Annotated in this window: 12 protein-coding genes, 1 tRNA gene and 1 pseudogene; 4 read left to right on the forward strand and 10 right to left on the reverse strand. The window is 70.6% G+C overall.

Going from position 1 to position 14,058, the window contains the following annotated elements:
• Positions 1-5: 5 nt before the first annotated feature.
• Positions 6-1,412, reverse strand: a complete 1,407-nt coding sequence (locus AB0D12_RS28120) for an NCS2 family permease (RefSeq protein ID WP_362688521.1) — start codon at positions 1,410-1,412, stop codon at positions 6-8.
• Positions 1,413-1,602: 190 nt separating this feature from the next.
• Here AB0D12_RS28120 and AB0D12_RS28125 point away from each other — a divergent pair, with 190 nt between their 5' ends.
• Entirely contained in the window at positions 1,603-1,770 is a 168-nt protein-coding gene (locus tag AB0D12_RS28125; protein ID WP_362688524.1) for a hypothetical protein, read from the forward strand.
• Between the two features lie 136 nt (positions 1,771-1,906).
• Here the strand turns inward: AB0D12_RS28125 and AB0D12_RS28130 are convergent, their stop codons facing one another.
• Both AB0D12_RS28130 and AB0D12_RS28135 read right to left on the reverse strand, forming a co-directional pair.
• Positions 1,907-3,070 carry a hypothetical protein gene (locus AB0D12_RS28130; RefSeq protein WP_362688527.1) on the reverse strand — a complete coding sequence of 388 codons (1,164 nt, stop codon included), beginning with the start codon at positions 3,068-3,070 and terminating at the stop codon, positions 1,907-1,909.
• Positions 3,067-4,011: a 5-dehydro-4-deoxyglucarate dehydratase gene (locus AB0D12_RS28135; RefSeq protein WP_362688529.1), complete on the reverse strand. Its 945-nt coding sequence runs from the start codon at positions 4,009-4,011 to the stop codon at positions 3,067-3,069. Before AB0D12_RS28135 ends, AB0D12_RS28130 begins: the two co-directional genes overlap by 4 nt.
• A 241-nt stretch (positions 4,012-4,252) precedes the next feature.
• Here AB0D12_RS28135 and AB0D12_RS28140 point away from each other — a divergent pair, with 241 nt between their 5' ends.
• Genes AB0D12_RS28140 through AB0D12_RS28150 form a run of 3 tightly spaced genes read left to right on the forward strand, consistent with a single transcriptional unit; the run spans position 4,253 to position 6,629 of the window.
• On the forward strand, positions 4,253-5,077 hold the full coding sequence (locus AB0D12_RS28140) for an NAD(P)-dependent oxidoreductase (protein ID WP_362688532.1): 825 nt from the start codon (positions 4,253-4,255) through the stop codon (positions 5,075-5,077).
• A gap of 56 nt (positions 5,078-5,133) precedes the next feature.
• On the forward strand, positions 5,134-5,352 hold the full coding sequence (locus tag AB0D12_RS28145; protein ID WP_362688535.1) for a hypothetical protein: 219 nt from the start codon (positions 5,134-5,136) through the stop codon (positions 5,350-5,352).
• A 47-nt stretch (positions 5,353-5,399) separates the two neighbouring features.
• Entirely contained in the window at positions 5,400-6,629 is a 1,230-nt protein-coding gene (locus tag AB0D12_RS28150; RefSeq protein WP_362688537.1) for a TerD family protein, read from the forward strand.
• Between the two features lie 75 nt (positions 6,630-6,704).
• On the opposite strand, the gene AB0D12_RS28155 is transcribed toward AB0D12_RS28150, so the two are convergent.
• The 7 genes and pseudogenes from AB0D12_RS28155 to AB0D12_RS28185 form a co-directional block, all read right to left on the reverse strand.
• The gene (locus AB0D12_RS28155; protein WP_215093417.1) at positions 6,705-6,935 is read right to left on the reverse strand and encodes a hypothetical protein; all 231 of its coding nucleotides are present in this window, start codon (positions 6,933-6,935) and stop codon (positions 6,705-6,707) included.
• Positions 6,936-6,974: 39 nt separating this feature from the next.
• A pseudogene (locus AB0D12_RS28160) lies at positions 6,975-7,479 on the reverse strand (pyridoxal-phosphate dependent enzyme).
• Between the two features lie 23 nt (positions 7,480-7,502).
• Positions 7,503-8,159 (reverse strand): GntR family transcriptional regulator, encoded by a 657-nt coding sequence (locus AB0D12_RS28165; protein WP_362688540.1) that lies wholly within the window; start codon positions 8,157-8,159, stop codon positions 7,503-7,505.
• 89 nt (positions 8,160-8,248) lie between these two features.
• Positions 8,249-9,826, reverse strand: coding sequence for a TROVE domain-containing protein (locus tag AB0D12_RS28170; RefSeq protein ID WP_362688543.1), 1,578 nt, complete (start codon positions 9,824-9,826; stop codon positions 8,249-8,251).
• Between the two features lie 343 nt (positions 9,827-10,169).
• A tRNA-Lys gene (locus AB0D12_RS28175) sits at positions 10,170-10,239 on the reverse strand.
• 188 nt (positions 10,240-10,427) lie between these two features.
• Positions 10,428-11,876 (reverse strand): alkaline phosphatase PhoX, encoded by a 1,449-nt coding sequence (locus AB0D12_RS28180; protein ID WP_362688546.1) that lies wholly within the window; start codon positions 11,874-11,876, stop codon positions 10,428-10,430.
• Between the two features lie 568 nt (positions 11,877-12,444).
• The gene (locus tag AB0D12_RS28185) at positions 12,445-13,893 is read right to left on the reverse strand and encodes a hypothetical protein (protein ID WP_362688549.1); all 1,449 of its coding nucleotides are present in this window, start codon (positions 13,891-13,893) and stop codon (positions 12,445-12,447) included.
• Positions 13,894-14,058 lie beyond the last annotated feature (165 nt).

Consider the following 14,058-nt stretch of genomic DNA (forward strand, 5'->3'; position numbering starts at 1 on the left):
CGAGGCTACTTGGCGCCGAGCAGCTGCTCGACCGGGTCGATCGCGAAGTAGACGGCGAACAGCGCCGCCGTGCCCCACAGCAGCCAGTGCACCTCGCGCGCCCTGCCCAGCACCGCCTTGATGACGACGTAGGCGAGGAAACCGGCGCCGATGCCGTTGGTGATGGAGTACGTGAACGGCATGACCGCGATCGTCAGGAAGGCCGGGATGGCGATGTCGTACCGCTCCCAGTCGATGTGCCGCACCTGTGCCATCAGCAGGAAGCCGACAGCGACGAGCGCGGGCGCCGCGGCCTGCGCCGGGACGACGGTGGCGAGCGGGGTGAGGAAGAGCGCGAGGCCGAACAGCGCGCCGGTGACCACGGAGGCGAGGCCGGTGCGGGCGCCCTCGCCGACACCGGCCGCGGATTCGATGTACGAGGTGTTGGAGGAGGCGGAGGCCGCGCCGCCCGCGACAGCCGCCACGCCGTCGATCAGCAGTACCCGGCCGAGGTTCGGGACCTTGCCGTTCTCGTCGACGAGACCCGCCTCGTTGGAGACACCGACGACGGTACCCATGGTGTCGAAGAAGTCGCTCAGGATCAGTGTGAAGACCAGTAGGACAAGGGTGACGACGCCGATCTGCTCGAAGGCGCCGAACGGGCTGAAGTCGCCGACGAGCCCGAAGTCGGGGGCGGAAACGATGTCGTCGGGCACGGCCGGCACGGTCAGGCCCCAGGCGAGCGGCTCGATGTCGGCGATCTCGTTGATGACGATCGCGAGGACCGTCGTCGCGACGATGGAGATGAGGATGGCGCCCTTCACCTTGCGGGCCATCAGCGCGACGGTGAGCAGCACGCCGAGACAGAAGACCAGGACGGGCCAGCCGGAGAGGTGACCGCTCGCGCCGAGCTGGACGGGTACGGATCCGGTGTCGCCGGGGATGCGGGTGGCGAAGCCCGCGTCGATGAAGCCGATGAAGGCGATGAAGAGGCCGATTCCGACGCTGATGGCCTGCTTGAGCGACGGCGGGATGGCGTGCATGACGGCTTCGCGCAGCCCGGTGACGACCAGGACGCAGATGAGGATGCCTTCGAGGAATACCAGGCCCATCGCGTCGGGCCAGCTCATCAGGGGCGCGATCTGGAAGGCGACGACCGCGTTGAGCCCGAGTCCGGCGGCGATGGCGAGGGGCAGATTGCCGCCGAGGCCCATGATCGCGGTCATCACGGCGGCCACCAGGGCAGTGACGGTGACCAGTTGGGGACCGGAGAGATGGGCGCCGAACTTGTCCTCGGCACTGCCCAGGATGATCGGGTTGAGGACGAGAATGTAGGCCATCGTGAAGAACGTGGCGAAGCCGCCGCGTATCTCTCGCCCGAAGGTCGAACCTCGTGCGCTGATCTGGAAGTAGCGGTCGACCTGTGCGGACATGGCTCTCCTCGGGGTATCAATCCGGCCTGCGGGTAGCTGGATTGTGCCCACGGGAGGAGCGTTTCAGGTTATGCGCGTGTTACGTCATATCCGCCCAGCGCTTGATCGACGCGACGCGGCGCCCCGCGTAGGTCAACTGCCCGATCCGGTAAGGCGTCCTTAGCCGGCACGTCGGCCGTACAAGATCTTCGTGCCGAACGCGGCGGCGATGGCGGTGGGCGCGGGGCTGGTCGCGGTTGTCGACGTGCGGGTGCTGCTGCCGGTAACCGGCGCGGCGGGGGTGGCGCCGGCGGTTGCGCTGACGCTGCCGGGGCTCCGCCGCCCCAGACCCCACGCCTCCATCGCCGGCGAGGCTTGATCCTTCATTCAAGCCCGTCCGGCGATTGAGGACAACGCCCGAAGGGCGTAAGGGGATCTGGGGGGGCTTGCCCCCACGCGGCGGAGCCGCATATCGACACAGCGGGAAGGGGCGGGGCGGGGAACAAGCCAGGCCTTCAGGCCGGCCGGGACAGCGCGTCCGACACCAGCGTCAGGTCCGCGTCGGAGGCCAGTCCGGCGTGGTAGAGCCGCAGTTGGTTCGCGCCCAGCCCGGCGGCGCGGGCGGCGTCGTCCGCGAGCGTGCCGGGACTGCCGCCCATGCTGCCGACGACCGTGAAGTTGGCGGCCAGCACGGAGTCTTCGGAGCGCTGGTCCGCGAAGGGTGTGAGCAGCCGAGGCCCGCCGGTGCAGGGCACGACCACGCCGTCGGCGACGGACAGGATGTGCGCCGGATCGACGCCGGCGTTCGCACCGCAGTGGTACGCGACGGGGTCGGCGTGCAGCAGTACCTGGAAGCCGTCCGGGGCGGCGGCCCGTACCGCGGCGACCGTGTCCTCCTGGAGCGCACGGGCAGTTCGTGCCCGGAACTCCAGGGTGACCGCGCCGAGTTCGGCGCCGAGCAGCTTCTCGATCCCGGCGTCGGCCGGCGCCGCGCCCTGCCAGACCGGCTCCAGGCCGTGCCGTACGGCGGCAGCCAGCAGGTTCGGCTCCAGGCCCTGTTGTACGTAGCCGTCGCGGCAGGCGGTACAGAAGCAGAGCGACATCAGATACTGCGCCGCGTCGCCGAGGCCCACGCCCGCGATCTTGTCGTGGGCGTGCAGATGCGCGAGGCCGTACCAGCCGCAGGACTCCAGCTCGGTGCCGAGCGCACCGGGCCGTGTCGCCGCCTCCGCCGCCAGCTCCACCACCAGGGCGCGGACGGCGGGCTGCGCGATACAGGGCGCCCAGGGATAGCGATCGCCGTAGGCGTTGACCACGGAGGTGTCCGGACGCTCGGCGCCGAGGCGGGAGTTGTGGGCGAGGACCACCCAGGTGTGCACCTCGAGTCCGGCTTCGGTGAGGGCGGCGGCAGCTTCGCCGTAGGCGTCGCCGGGAGCCCAGGCCCCGGCGGCGTACGGGCGCAGCTCCCGGCCCGCCCAGCGCGCCTCGTCCATCTCGTAAAGCACGGCGGCGTGCTGCGCGGTGACGATCCGGTGCCGGGGGTGGCGCGGCGTCAGGGCCCGGGTGGAGTGGTAGGCGGCGGCCAGGGTGACCTGCTGGACGCCGAGGTCCGCGATCCGGGAGGCGGCGTGCGGGTCGCCTACGACGTCCCACGGGTAGAGGAAGGCGGAGGTCTTCACGCGCGCTCCGCCAGCAGGGCGCGGCCACGCTCGATCAGTGCCGCCAGGGCCTTGATGTGGAGGGCGAGGGGTTCGCTCAGCGGCGGCCGCACCTCGCCGACGTCCAGACCGCCCAGCCGCACGCCCGCCTTGACGAGCGACACGGCGTAGCCGCGCCCGAGATTGCGCAGTTCGACCAGCGGCACGTAGAAGCTGTCCAGCAGTCTGCCGACCGTCTTGTCGTCGCCGGTGGTCAGCGCACGATGGAAGGCGAGCGCGATGTCGGGCGCGAAGGCGAAGACGGCGGAGGAGTACAGGGTGATGCCGATGCCGCGGTAGGCGAGACCGGTGAGTTCGGCGGTGGGCAGCCCGTTGAAGTAGAGGAAGTCCTGGTCGGGCAGGTCGCGGCGGACGGCGCTGACGATGCGCTGCATCAGATCGAGGTCGCCGCAGCCGTCCTTGAGACCGATGATGCCGTCGACCTGCGCGAGTTCGACGACGGTCTCGGGAGCGAAGACGGCGTTGTCGCGCTGGTAGACGATGACATCGAGGGAGGTGGCGGCGGCGAGCGCGGTGTAGTGGCGCAGCAGTCCGCGCTGGTCGGCGACGACGAGGTACGGCGGCATGGCGAGGAGCCCGTCCGCGCCCGCCTCTTCGGCGAGCTTCGCGAACTGGACGGCGAGCGCGGTGCCGTAGCCGGTGCCGGCGACGACGGGCACCTCGCCCGCCGTCTCCTCGACGGCCGCGGCGATGCAGTCGCGGAACTCCTCCGGGGTCAGGGCGTGGAACTCGCCCGTACCGCAGCAGGCGAAGACCGCGGCCGCGCCCGCGTCGATGCCGGTTCTCACGTGGGCGCGGAAGGCATCGAGGTCGAGGGTGCCGTCCGGCCCGTACGCGGTGACGGGGAAGAACAGCGGTCCTTGGGCCCGGGTAAGCCGGGCGGCGAGCGGGGCTGAGGTCACGGGCGCTCCCTGGGCCGTACACGGAGCCTCCCCGGCTCGTGCACAATTCTGATCGACGTCCACATTCCTGAACGCCGTCACGCTAGGGCAACCGGATGGCGCCGGTCAAGACGGAAAACCGCAACTCAGAGGCGGAGTCGGCCCCTCCGCGCCACACTTGACGGTGCCCGGACCACTCCCTAGCGTGTCCATGCATGTGAATGCCGTCTACGGACCTGAGCATTTTCGAGGAGATCCGCCCATGCCCGCTCCCCGCACCGTCCTGCTCACCGGCGCCGCAGGCGGCCTCGGCACGCTGATGCGGGGGCTGCTGCCCGCGTACGGCTACGAGCTCCGCCTCTTCGACGCCACTCCCATCGAGGGGGTGCCGGATGCGGTCACCGCCGACCTCGCCGACAAGGAGGCGCTGCGCGACGCGGTGCGGGGCGTCGACGCGATCATCCACCTCGCGGGGATCTCGCTGGAAGCCCCCTTCGACAAGATCCTGCGCGCGAACATCGAAGGGACGTACAACCTCTACGTGGCGGCCCGCGAAGAGGGCATCGAACGCATCGTCTTCGCCTCCAGCAACCACGCGGTCGGCTTCACCCCGCGCCCGCACGGGCAGCCGCCCTTCGCGTCGGACCAGCTGATCCCCATCGACACCCCGCGGCGCCCCGACACCTTCTACGGCCTGTCCAAGTGCTTCGGCGAGGATCTGGCCCAGCTCTACTGGGATCTGCACGGCCTCGAGACCGTCTCCGTCCGCATCGGCTCCTGCTTCATGGAACCGACGTCCGTACGGATGCTGTCGGTCTGGATGAGCCCGGGCGACGGCGCCCGCCTCTTCCACGCAGCCCTCACCGCCGAGAACGTCGGCCACGCCGTCGTCTACGGCTCCTCCGCCAACACCCGCCTGTGGTGGGACCTCACGACGGCGCGCGCTCTCGGCTACGAACCGCAGGACGACTCGGAGCAGTACGCCGAAAAGCTCGTCGCGCAGCAGGGTGAACTCGACCCGGACAACCCGGACCACGCACACCTGGGCGGCCACTTCACCACCAACCCGCCCCAGTGGCCGTACTGATCGCACCCAGGAAATTCGCGTGCCGAGCGGGCCGTGCCCCGGCCAGGATGTGGGCCATGGCCAAACCCTTCGGATTCAGCTACGCGCAGCACGGCGACGGCAGCGTCGTCATCACCCACCGCGCCCGCGCGGCCGGCACGCTGCGCGGCGCCCGCGCCGAGAAGTTCCTGGCCGAAGTGGAGTCGGGCGACGCCCAACTGGTCATGGCCCGCTGGACCGGCGCGTACAAATTCGGCAATGAGCGCACGGCCCGCAACCACCCGCGCAACAGATAGCCGAAAGGTAAGGGAACGGTAAAGCGCCCTCAATCGTTATCCCTGGCATGACAGCTATGACCCCCGGCTCGAACATCCCTCTCTCCGTCGCCCGCGTGGTGGTGGACGTCGCCGCCCCGGTGCGGCTCGACGTATCGGGCCTGCTGCTCACCGCCGACGGCAAGGTGCGCTCCGACGACGACTTCATCTTCTACAACCAGCCGGCGGGCCCCGGTGTCAGCTACCGCTCCGGTGGCGGCAGTGCGCCCGACGCGATCGTGGTGGACACCGCCGCCGTGCCGCCCGGTATCGAGAAGATCGTCGTCACGGCGAGCCCGGACGCCGCGGGACAGACCTTCCAGGGCATCGAGCCGACCGCCACCATCCGCAGCGCCGACGACGGCAGCGCGCTCGCCACCTTCACACCGCCGCAGCTCGGTGCCGAGACCGCGCTGGTCGTCGTGGAGATCTACCTCCGTAACGGCGCCTGGAAGGCCCGTGCGGTCGGCCAGGGCTACGCGAACGGGCTGGCGGGCATCGCCACCGACTTCGGCGTCTCCGTCGACGAGGAGCCCGCCGCCGCACCCGCTCCGGCCGCCGCACCCGCTCCGGCCGCCACACCCGCCCCGGTGGCCGCACCGGCGGCGCCGGTGGACCCGCGCCTGGCCGCGGCTCCGCCCGCCCCCTCCACGCCCCCGGCCGCACCCGCCGCCGGCGCCGGAAAGATCAACCTGGACAAGGGCCGGGTCAGCCTCCAGAAGAATCAGACCGTCTCCCTGGTCAAGGGCGGCCGACCGCTGCTCTCGCAGGTCAAGATGGGCCTCGGCTGGGAGCCCGCGTTCGGCGGCAAGGACATCGACCTCGACGCCTCCGTCATCGCCTACGGCCCCAACCGCAACCACCTGGACAGCTGCTACTTCGGCAAGCTCTCGATCCTGAACGGCGCGGTCAAGCACTCCGGCGACAACCTGACGGGTGAGGGCGCGGGCGACGACGAGGTGATCGTCGTGGATCTGGGCCGGCTTCCTGCCGAGGCGACGGGCCTGGTCTTCACCGTCAACTCGTTCTCGGGACAGAAGTTCACCGAGGTGGCCAAGGCCTACTGCCGGCTGATCGACGCGGCGACGGGCGAGGAGCTGGTCCGCTTCGATCTCACCGGCGCGGAGCCGCAGACCGGCGTCATGATGGCGAAACTGATCAAGCAGCTCTCGGGCGAATGGGACATGACCGCCATGGGCGATTTCGTGAAGTCCCGCACCGTGCGCGGCATGGTGAAACCGGCCGCCCAGGCACTGTGACCCGCCAAGCACCGTTACCTGCGCCGCCGGGGCCGCCATCGCTGCTAGGTGATGGCGGGCCCGGGGGCCAGGTCCTCAGAGTTTGGCCAGCTTGGAGTATGGGCTCAGGATTCTTCCCTGACGCCCCGAGAAGTCGACGAGCACAGCGGCGTTGTCGCCCTCGACTGCGATGACTCTTCCGAGTCCGAACTGGTCATGCGAGACCCGGTCCCCCACTTCGTATTGCTCAATGGGTGGGGCAGCCGCGGCCGGTTTGTTGAAGGGACTGGAGGGCAGGTAGCGCCGGGATCCGGCTGACTTTGTCATTACCTCGAGTATGCGCCCTCGGGCCCCCGCCACGCCACGTCAGAACAGCGCGCTATAAGCATTGAGCGCGGGCTGGCCGCCGAGATGGGCGTAGAGCACGGTCGCTTCGGACCCAATCTCACCACGTGTGACCAGGTCTGTCATCCCGGCCATCGACTTCCCCTCGTACACCGGATCCGTCACCATCCCCTCCGTACGGGCCGCAAGACGCATCGCCGCCAGCGTCGTGGCGTCCGGGATGCCGTATGTCCCCGCGTGGTACCGCGCGTCCAGTTCGATGTCCTGATCCGGTAGCTCCCGCTCCACTCCGATGAGTGAGGCGGTATTGCGTGCGATGCGCCCGATCTGCTCCCGGGTCCGCTCCGGGGCGGCCGAAGCGTCGACGCTTGCGCGTCTTGTTGCCGCCGTAGGCGATGCCGGAGTTGCAGTCCTCGCGCTTGGCCCACAGTTCCGCACCGCCGAGGTGGCGGGTCAGCCGGTCGAGCCGGTGCACCGGCGAGGGGCCGAACAGCAGCGGATAGCGCTCGTACGACGTGATCGACACGCTGACTCCCTTGATTCGGATGATCAGAGAAGGTCCGGTTCGTCCGCAAGCTCTTCGAGCGCGCGCCAGATCCGCGCGGTGGCCCGGACCGCCTCGTCGGCATCGCCGGCGGCGCACGCTTCGATGAGCCGCACATGCAGTTCGGCCGACCGCAGCGCGCTCGCCTCGGCGAACTGCCGCCACTCCAGTCGGCGGATCAGCGGGGTGTGGCGCGCGATCGTCGCCGCGACGGCTCGGTTGCCGCAGGCCCGTACGAGTACGTCATGCAGCTCGTCGTCGGCCTGCAGCGCCTCGCCGACGGCACCGGTGCGGGTCGCGCTCTCGAAGCGGCTGTTCGCCTCGCGTATCTCGGCGATGTCCTCGCCCGTGAGCAGCGGTACAGCGGCACTCGCGGCCAGCTCGTGCATGGCGCGCACGACGACAGCGGCCTCGCGCACGGCGCGCGGGTCGAGCCGCGTCACCCGCGTATAGCTCTGCGGCTTGGCCTCGATGAGCCCTTCCTCCGCGAGCCGTGCGAGCGCCTCGCGCACCGGGGCGCGCGAGAGCCCCAGCCGCTCGGCTAGGTCGGCGTCGCGCACGGGATCTCCCGGCGGCAGCTCGCCGCGCACGATGGCGTCCCGGATCGCCGCGTACGCCGTGTCGCGCAGCAGAGTCCGCCGTACCGGCCGCAGTGCACCCATGAACTGACATGTTAGATGTCAATTCACAGGCGCACAACAGACGCACTCATCCCTGGCTCACTTCCCGGGCTCACGCCGAGGACCAGGGCTCACTTCCAGGGCCAGTCGGCATCCCGGCCCCGCTCGAGCAGCGGCACCATGCGGAAGGCCGCGTCCGTGAGTCCCCCGAAGGCGTGCCGGTTCGGCTTGCCCGACGGCGCATGGCCGGCCCGGTAGCCCGCCAGGTTCCAGGTGTAGACCGGGATGTCCGCCGGGACCTGCTCGGTCGGGTCGCCGTGGTAGCTGTACGCCGCCTGCTCGTCGGTGACGATCAGCACCCGGTCGTGCTTCTTGTAGTGCTTGCGGACCGCCTCGGTGGTGTTGGTACCACCGAGGTCGCCGAAGCGCTCAAGGACCTTCAGTACGGACTCGCCCTTGCGGTACTTCACGGACGCGCTGCTCGTACCGAACTCGACGAGATCCGCGCGCTCCGCCCGCATCGCCACCGCCGCGCCGAACACCGCCGCCGCGTCGGCGCGGTTGAGCTCGGAGCGGTCCGAGAGCCGCGCCCACATGGAGCCCGAACGGTCGACCAGGATCAGCGTCCGGCCGGGCAGCGCGGGCACATTGGCCAGCGAGTGGCCGAGCGCCCGCTCCAGCGGGTACGACCAGCGCAGCGACGGCGCGTGCTGGTACGCGGCGAGGTAGCGGAAGGGGAACTGCCGCGATGCGGCGACCACTTCGGGATCCGAGATCTCCGCGGCGACCTGCGCGGCGACCTGGTCCGAGACGCCGGCCTCGTCGAAGTTCCGCAGGTTGCGGACCAGCGCCATCGGACCCATGGACGGGATGACGGCCTCCCAGGCCGCCGCGTCCATCGGACCCTGCAGCCAGCCCGCGAGCGCCTCCCAGGTCATGCCCGCCTCGGCGAGGCGCGCCGCGCCGTCGGGCGCGGTGATCACCGCGCGCCGCTCGGCGGCCGGCACCGCCATCAGCGCCCGGTGGGCGGTGAGCGTGCGGTTCGTGGCGGGCGGCTCGGCCGTGTCCGGGTTGTGCCGGCGGTCGAGGGCGTACTGGAACAGCGCGCCCTGCCACGGCTTCCCGGGGTCGGGCGAGGCGTGAACAAGGTTGAGGATGTCGCCGAAGCGGTAGCCCTTGGAGGCGGTGTCGTACTTCAGCAGCGACTTTCCGCTGTAGAGGCGGGACACGGCGTCCGCGATACCGCGCTTGACGGGCTTGGGGACATTGCGGCCGTACTGCGAGGTCCAGTAGCCGAGCATTTCGCCGGGCTCGTCGGCACGCCGCAGTACGGAGTTGACGACCTGACGGTTCGTCGGACCCGCAGTCACGGACGCGTCGAGGCGTGCCTTGACGTATTCGGCGGCGCCGACAATGGAGGCGGTCCGCATGTTGCCCTCGCCGCGCAGCCATGCGAGCAGGCCGGCGGTCCACTCCGGGTCCTCGACTGCGAGTCGGCGTACGAGGGTGGTGAAGCGGTTGTCACGGTCGCCGCCGGACTCGTAAAAGGTCTGCTGCGAAACGAAGTTGGCGACTGCCAGCAGAAAGAGCTCGGAGCGTGCGTCGCGCTCGGCGCCGATGCCGCCCTGGTGGGTGCGGACGGCGCGACCGGTCGACCGCACGGGCGAGACGGCCCCTGCCTTGGTGGTACGGGTGTTGAAGCGTGCCATGTGAATTCCCCCGAATTCCTGGGGGAAGCGCAGCAAAGGGGTGCCCGAGATCAGGAGTCGGCGACGGACTTGTGCCGGGCGTGATTCCGGATTTCACCACCAGCCGTGGCTGGGCGGGATTCGAACCCGCAGCCTCCCGGTCCGAGGAAGTAACCGTTGCCTGCGCACCGGGCACCCCGAATGCTGAGCCTCCCGAGATCAAGAGTGGCTGCGGCGTGATTTCGTTGGAAGAAGTAGCCGCGGCCTTCGCACCGGGAGGTGCATGAAATTGTGGTGTGTCCAGAGATCGAGGCCGGCGGAACCGACAAGGTGCTCTGCCAACTGAGCTACACCGGGCCGAAGCCGGTGACGGGACTCGAACCCGCGGCCTCCCCATTAAGAGTGGAAGTAGGTCCTGCCTTCGCACCTGGACGAGCATCACTTTAGGAGGGCAACGTCCGGGTGCGCCAAGGGTTTTCCGGGGCAGCGACGGTCGCCGTGAAGACGATGCGTGAACGCCTCGCCGCGGCGTGCCGGTACGCCCGTACCGGCACGAGGACGGTACGGGCGTACAACCGGGGCGGCGTCAACGGCACCGTCAGAGGTGACGTCAGAGGTGCTGCTACTGGCGCTTCCAGGGCCCCGTGATCGCGAGCATGATGCCCGGGGTCTGGATGTTGGCGTAGAGCGTCCGGCCGTCGGGCGAGAAGACGACTCCGGTGAACTCGCTGTACTCGGGCTCCACTGCGGTGCCGATGTTCAGCTCGTTGCGCGCGATCGGGTACGTACGGCCGCGCTCGGTCGCGCCGAAGAGGTGCTGGACACCCTCGCCGTCCTCGGCGATGACCAGGCCGCCGTACGGCGAGACGGTGATGTTGTCCGGGCCGTCGAAGGCGCCGTCCTTGGACGGGTCGGGGTTGACGCCGAGCAGCACCTTCAGCGTAAGGGTGCGGCGCTTGGGGTCGTAGAACCAGACCTGGCCGTCGTGCTGGACGGGGCTCTCCTCGCGGGCGTACGAGGAGACGATGTACACGCCGCCGTCGCCCCACCACATGCCTTCGAGCTTGCGGGCGCGGGTGATGTCCTTGTCAGCGAACTGCTTGCGCACGGAGACGGTGCGGCCGTCGCGGTCGGGCACGTCGACCCAGTCCACGCCGTAGACCGTGCCGATCTTCGTGGCGCGGGACAGATCGTCGACGAAGCGGCCGCCGGAGTCGTAGCACTTGGTCGCCTGGAGTACGCCGGCGTCGTCGGCGAGCTTGCGCAGCTGTCCGCGGCCGTGCCTGAAGCCGTGCGGCGGGTCCCAGCGGAAGAGCAGGCCGTTGGGGCCGGAGGCGTCCTCAGTCAGAAAGGCGTGGCCGCGCTTGGGGTCGATGACGACGGCCTCGTGGGCGTACCGGCCGAAGGCCTTGATGGGCTTCGGGGCGCGGTTGGCGCGCCGGTCGCAGGGGTCGACCTCGAAGACATAGCCGTGGTCCTTGGTCATACCGTTCTTGCCGGCGAGGTCCTCGGTCTCCTCGCAGGTGAGCCAGGTGCCCCACGGGGTGCGCCCGCCGGCGCAGTTGGTGGAGGTGCCGGCGATGCCGACCCACTGGGCGACCTCGCCGCTGCGGTGCACCTCGACGACCGAGCAGCCACCGGAGGCCGCCGGGTCGTAGACGAGGCCCTCGCTGAGCGGCACCGGGTACTTCCAGCCGGAGCGGGGGCCCTTGAGCTCGTGGTTGTTGACGAGGAGGGTCACTCCGCGCGGGCCCTCGAAGGTGGCGGTGCCGTCGTGGTTGGAGGGGGTGAACTCGCCCGACTCCAGCTTGGTGACACCGCTGTGGGTGATGATCCGGTACGAGAATCCGGCGGGCAGCGCGAGGATCTTCTCAGGGTCGGACAGCAGCGGTCCGTAGCCGGGGGCGTGGCTGCCGTGCCCCCCGTGTCCGGCCTGCTCCGCGGTGTCGGCGGCGTCCTCCGCGGCGAGAGCGCCGGGTGCGGTGGCGAGCGTACCGACGGCGCCGGTGAGGACGACTCCCGCGCCGGTGAGCGCGGACTGTCTGCTGAATTGCCTGCGGGTGAGCGGCATCGAGGTCTCCTGAGGGACGCATCCGACTGGCTGATGACGGCCACACACTTCCGCCCGCGCATAAACGGCACTTGAACACCGACCGACATCGAGGCCCCCGGGGCTCAATTCCTGCCCCGCCGCAGTCTGCGCCGCAAAGCCGACGCCCCGGAGTGCTCCGGGGCCTGCCCCCACTCGTCGGCCCGCGTCGCGAACCCAACGCCCGGGAGCCCGAGGAACTCGCCCGGCCACGGGCGGCATCCACTCAACCACCGACCCGCAGCCGCGCCGCGAAGTCGACGCCCCCGAGGCCCAGTCCCTGCCCCGCCGCACGTCTGGGCGGCAAAAGCCGAGGCCCCGGGCCCGAGGAACTCGCCCGGCCACGGGCGGCATTCACTCAACCACCGGCCCACGACCGCGCCGTGCGCACGTCCTGCGCCGCGAGGCGCCCCGGGGCCTGCCCCAGTCGTCGGCCTGCGCCGCGAAGCCGGCGTATCCGGGGTGGGGGTACGGAGTACCCCCACCCTCCGCCCGGGGGGCCGGGTGCCTGCCCCCGGTTACGGGAAGGGGCCGGCAGGGGAAAAACCCCTCAGCCACCCGGCCGCGACCGCGCCTTGAACGCCGCCTTGCGGGCTTCCTTCGCCGCCCTCTTGTCCGGGTGCAGCCGGCCCATCGCCTCCAGTACGTCCGCAGTCGCCGGGTGATCCACCCGCCACGCCGCATCGAAGAAGCCGCTGTGCTGGCCGACCAGCCCCTCCACCAGGTCCCGGAGTTCCTCCAGGTCCCCCTCCGTGTCCAACTGCGCCGCGATCGTGTCGATCGCCAGCCAGAAGATCATCGACTCCGGCGGCGGCGGCACGTCCGACGCGCCACGCTCCGCCAGCCATACCCGGGCCAGGCCACCCAGTTCCGCGTCGTCGAGGACCGCACGGACCGCCGGCTCGGCCTGCGGGCCCACCAGGGTCAGCGCCTGCTGGCAGTGGAGGCGGCGCAGTGGAGCTCCCGCGTCCGCGCCGCGCGCCGCGGCGAGGAGTTCGCGCGCGGACTCGGCCGGGGTGCGCCGGGCCAGCCACTGCTCGGTCTCGGCCCGTGCCGACAGCTCCGGGTAGTGCGCGAGCCCGTCCAGAAGTGCGTCCGCCTCCTTGTCCGCCAGGTCCCCGACCGCCGGCGCGTTGATGCCCGCCTCCCGCATCCGGGCCCTGACGCCGTACAGGCCGAGCGGAGTGAGTTTGACCATCCCGTACCGGGACACGTCCTCGTCGTCGACCGGAGGCGCCGGCTCCTCGCCCTCCTCCGCCATCAACGCCTCGTCCACCGGGCGGTATTCGACCAGACCGATCGGCTCGAGCAGCCGGAACTGGTCGTCCAGCCGCATCATCGCGTCCGACACCTGCTCCAGTACGTCGTCGGTGGGCTCGCCCATGTCGTCGGGCACGATCATCGACGCGGCCAGCGCGGGCAGCGGCACCGGCTCATCGCCCGCGCCGCCGTCGGAGACCGTCAGGAGATACAGGTTCCCGAGGACCCCGTCGAGGAACTCGGACTCCGCCTCCGGGTCCCAGTCGAGCGTCTCGAAGTCGATCTCGCCGTCCTCGCCGATGGCGCCGGCCAGGTCCTCCAGAACAGGAGCGGTGGCGTCCGCGTGCACGGCCTCCAGGGCGTCCTGCCAGATCGCGAGGATGTCCTGCGGTCCGCCCGAGACAATCAGTTCGAGGTTCTCCCCCGCGCTGACCGTGCCGTACTCCGCATCGTCGTCCTGCGGCTCCTGGACTTCCACCAGCCCGGCGTCGACGGCGAGGCGCCATGCCTCGCTCGCGTACGCCGGACCGTCGCCTTCGGCATCGAGCCCCAGCTCCTCCGCGGCCACGGGCAACTGCTCGTCGACGAGTTCGCCGCCGGCGCCGACCCGCGTCCCGGGACCCGCCCAGCGGGCGAGCCGGACGGCCCTGGTCAGCAGCGGCGTGGCCAGCGCGTCCCGCGCCAGCTCCGCGTCCGAGTGCAGCCGCACCGGCGGCAGGGTGGGGCGGTCTTCCGACATCTGGTGGTTCTCCTCGGGGCGTTCGGGTGCGGGCGGCCCGGTGGGCGGCCCCCAGCGTAGACGCATTTCACCGGGTTTCGCCGAGCCCGGGCAGTACGCGCAGGGCATGCCGGGCGTCGCGCAGGCTCCCATGTACCGATTCACCCGCCCGTCGGTCGCCGTACA

Origin of the sequence: Streptomyces sp. NPDC048479, assembly GCF_040651435.1 — a bacterium.
Classification (GTDB): domain Bacteria; phylum Actinomycetota; class Actinomycetes; order Streptomycetales; family Streptomycetaceae; genus Streptomyces.

What these genes read in the sequence shown, in the direction of transcription:
- AB0D12_RS28120 (WP_362688521.1), bottom strand. Translation starts at nt 1,412, where the DNA reads ATGTCCGCACAGGTCGACCGCTACTTCCAGATCAGCGCACGAGGTTCG.
- AB0D12_RS28140 (WP_362688532.1), top strand. Translation starts at nt 4,253, where the DNA reads ATGCCCGCTCCCCGCACCGTCCTGCTCACCGGCGCCGCAGGCGGCCTC.
- AB0D12_RS28145 (WP_362688535.1), top strand. Translation starts at nt 5,134, where the DNA reads ATGGCCAAACCCTTCGGATTCAGCTACGCGCAGCACGGCGACGGCAGC.
- AB0D12_RS28150 (WP_362688537.1), top strand. Translation starts at nt 5,400, where the DNA reads ATGACAGCTATGACCCCCGGCTCGAACATCCCTCTCTCCGTCGCCCGC.
- AB0D12_RS28155 (WP_215093417.1), bottom strand. Translation starts at nt 6,935, where the DNA reads ATGACAAAGTCAGCCGGATCCCGGCGCTACCTGCCCTCCAGTCCCTTC.
- AB0D12_RS28165 (WP_362688540.1), bottom strand. Translation starts at nt 8,159, where the DNA reads ATGGGTGCACTGCGGCCGGTACGGCGGACTCTGCTGCGCGACACGGCG.
- AB0D12_RS28170 (WP_362688543.1), bottom strand. Translation starts at nt 9,826, where the DNA reads ATGGCACGCTTCAACACCCGTACCACCAAGGCAGGGGCCGTCTCGCCC.
- AB0D12_RS28180 (WP_362688546.1), bottom strand. Translation starts at nt 11,876, where the DNA reads ATGCCGCTCACCCGCAGGCAATTCAGCAGACAGTCCGCGCTCACCGGC.
- AB0D12_RS28185 (WP_362688549.1), bottom strand. Translation starts at nt 13,893, where the DNA reads ATGTCGGAAGACCGCCCCACCCTGCCGCCGGTGCGGCTGCACTCGGAC.